2 rRNA genes are annotated in these 3,463 nt (G+C 54.6%); both read left to right on the top strand.

Annotation, left to right across the window (positions count from 1 at the left end):
- Window positions 1-28 precede the first annotated feature (28 nt).
- Window positions 29-3,149, top strand: a 23S ribosomal RNA gene (locus ACSBQT_RS17800).
- Window positions 3,150-3,338: 189 nt separating this feature from the next.
- Window positions 3,339-3,457, top strand: a 5S ribosomal RNA gene (gene rrf / locus ACSBQT_RS17795).
- Window positions 3,458-3,463: the final 6 nt, after the last annotated feature.

Raw genomic sequence — 3,463 nt, 5'->3', positions numbered from 1 at the left:
CACACGAAGCCGGTCCCTTTGAGGGGTTGGGTGAGTGTGTAAGAGCGCATGGTGGATGCCTTGGCATCAGGAGCCGATGAAGGACGTGGAAATCTGCGATAAGCCTCGGGGAGCCGATAAACAGGCGTTGATCCGAGGGTCTCCGAATGGGGAAACCCCGCCACTCGTGAGGGTGGTGACCCGTGTCTGAATATATAGGGCATGTGGAGGGAACGCGGGGAAGTGAAACATCTCAGTACCCGCAGGAAGAGAAAATAACAATGATTCCGGGAGTAGTGGCGAGCGAAACTGGATGAGCCTAAACCTGTGCAGTGTCAAGCGTGCTGGTGTTGCTGCAGGGGTGTTGTGGGGTGTACGTGGTCCGGTCCAGCATGACCGGTCTGTGAACGTTGTTGGTGTAGTCGAACCTGGTGGGAAACAGGACCGGAGTGGGTGAGAGTCCCGTAGACGAAACGTCAACCGTTTGCAGTGTGTATGTGCCCGAGTAGCACGGAACTCGTGGAATTTCGTGTGAATCTGCCAGGACCACCTGGTAAGGCTAAATACTTCCTGATGACCGATAGCGGAATAGTACCGTGAGGGAATGGTGAAAAGTACCCCGGGAGGGGAGTGAAAGAGTACCTGAAACCATGTGCTTACAATCCGTCAGAGCAGTATCTAGATGACTGTGATGGCGTGCCTTTTGAAGAATGAGCCTGCGAGTTAGCGGTGCGTGGCGAGGTTAACCCGTGTGGGGTAGCCGTAGCGAAAGCGAGTCCGAATAGGGCGTACCTAGTCGCGTGTCCTAGACCCGAAGCGGAGTGATCTAGCCATGGGCAGGGTGAAGCGTGTGTAAGAGCGCGTGGAGGCCCGCACCCACTTCAGTTGAAAATGGAGGGGATGACCTGTGGTTAGGGGTGAAAGGCCAATCAAACTCTGTGATAGCTGGTTCTCCCCGAAATGCATTTAGGTGCAGCGTTGCGTGGTTCTTGCTGGAGGTAGAGCTACTGGATGGCTGATGGGCCCTACCGGGTTACTGACGTCAACTAAACTCCGAATGCCAGTCAAGGTTCAGCGTGGCAGTGAGACAGTGGGGGATAAGCTTCATTGTCGAGAGGGAAACAGCCCAGACCATCAACTAAGGCCCCTAAGCGTGTGCTCAGTGGGAAAGGATGTTCAGTTGCGAAGACAACCAGGAGGTTGGCTTAGAAGCAGCCACCCTTGAAAGAGTGCGTAATAGCTCACTGGTCAAGTGATTGAGCGCCGATAATGTAGCGGGGCTAAGTACACCGCCGAAGTTGTGGCAGCACCACAGTTAAGCCGTAATGGTGTGGTGTTGGGTAGGGGAGCGTCGAGTTGCCGGAGAAGCTGCCGTGTGAACGAGTGGTGGAGGCGATTCGAGTGAGAATGCAGGCATGAGTAGCGAAAGACGGGTGAGAAACCCGTCCACCGGATGACCAAGGGTTCCAGGGCTAGGCTAATCCGCCCTGGGTAAGTCGGGACCTAAGGCGAGGCCGACAGGCGTAGTCGATGGACAACCAGTTGATATTCTGGTACCGACACACAACCGACAGTACCAAAACACACGATACTAACCCCGTGATGATCCCGTCAGGCCTTCGGGCCTGTGGTTGGGTTTGAGTGGGGGACCTGAGTGTGGAGTCGGTAAGCGTGAGGTGTGACGCAGAAAGGTAGCCAGGCCGTGCGATGGTAGTCACGGTCTAAGGTTGTAGCACGTGGGGGTAGGTAAATCCGTCCCCACATAGAGTGTGAGAGCTGATGGGCGCCCCACATTGGTGGGGTGATCTGGTGATCCTCTGCTGCCGAGAAAAGCATCGACGTGAGGGTGTGTGTTGCCCGTACCCTATAACCGACACAGGTGGTCGAGTAGAGAATACTAAGGTGATCGAGAGAATCGTGGTTAAGGAACTCGGCAAAATGCCCCCGTAACTTCGGGAGAAGGGGGACCATCCCGGTGAACCCAACTTGCTTGGGGATGTGCTGGTGGTGGTCGCAGAGGCCAGAGAGAAGCGACTGTTTATTAAAAACACAGGTCCGTGCGAAGATGTAAGTCGATGTATACGGACTGACGCCTGCCCGGTGCTGGAAGGTTAAGAGGACCTGTTAACCCACTTTGTGGGTGAAGCGGAGAATTTAAGCCCCAGTAAACGGCGGTGGTAACTATAACCATCCTAAGGTAGCGAAATTCCTTGTCGGGTAAGTTCCGACCTGCACGAATGGCGTAACGACTTCTCTGCTGTCTCAACCACGAACTCGGCGAAATTGCATTACGAGTAAAGATGCTCGTTACGCGCAGCAGGACGGAAAGACCCCGAGACCTTCACTATAGTTTGGTATTGGGATTCGGTGTGGTTTGTGTAGGATAGGTGGAAGACTGGGAAGCCCTGACGCTAGTTGGGGTGGAGTCGATCGGTGAAATACCACTCTGACCATAGTGGATTCCTTAACTTCGGACCCTGATCGGGTTCAGGGACAGTGCCTGATGGGTAGTTTAACTGGGGCGGTTGCCTCCTAAAGAGTAACGGAGGCGCCCAAAGGTTCCCTCAGCCTGGTTGGCAATCAGGTGTCGAGTGTAAGTGCACAAGGGAGCTTGACTGTGAGACGGACGTGTCGAGCAGGAGCGAAAGCTGGGACTAGTGACCCGGCCATGGCTTGTGGAAGCGTGGTCGCTCAACGGATAAAAGGTACCTCGGGGATAACAGGCTGATCTTGCCCAAGAGTCCATATCGACGGCATGGTTTGGCACCTCGATGTCGGCTCGTCGCATCCTGGGGCTGGAGTCGGTCCCAAGGGTTGGGCTGTTCGCCCATTAAAGCGGTACGCGAGCTGGGTTTAGAACGTCGTGAGACAGTTCGGTCCCTATCCGCTGCGTGCGTAGGAAATTTGTGGAGGTCTGTCCTTAGTACGAGAGGACCGGGACGGACGAACCTCTGGTGTGCCAGTTGTTCCGCCAGGAGCATGGCTGGTTGGCTACGTTCGGGATGGATAACCGCTGAAAGCATCTAAGCGGGAAGCCGGCTCCGAGATGAGATTTCCAACTGACTTTTGTCAGGGGAGGTGTCCTATAGATGATGGGGTTGATAGGCCGGGTATGGAAGCACAGCAATGTGTGGAGTTGACTGGTACTAATACACCGATCACTCACTGAACCATCCTTTTGGGGGTTGGTGTGTGTGAAGGAATGTTTCTATGAGTAGTCTTTTCTGGTTGTGATGAGAGAATGCGCCCTTGTGAAGGGTGCGCATGACATAGTTTTTGGTGTTCGCGTTCGCTGTGCGGTTCTTGGACCACTACCGCTGACAACTCTGTGTGGGGTTGTGGTGGTGGTTTGTTGGTTTTGCGGTGGTGATAGTGGTGGGGAAACGCCCGGTTAACCGTTCCGATCCCGGTAGCTAAGCCCATTCGCGCTGATGGTACTGCAACTTGGTGGTTGTGGGAGAGTAAGTGACTGCCGCAATATTTT

Origin of the sequence: Brevibacterium sp. H602 (genome assembly GCF_051172395.1) — a bacterium.
Lineage (GTDB): Bacteria > Actinomycetota > Actinomycetes > Actinomycetales > Brevibacteriaceae > Brevibacterium.
This window is presented reverse-complemented; position numbering and strand designations above follow the sequence as displayed.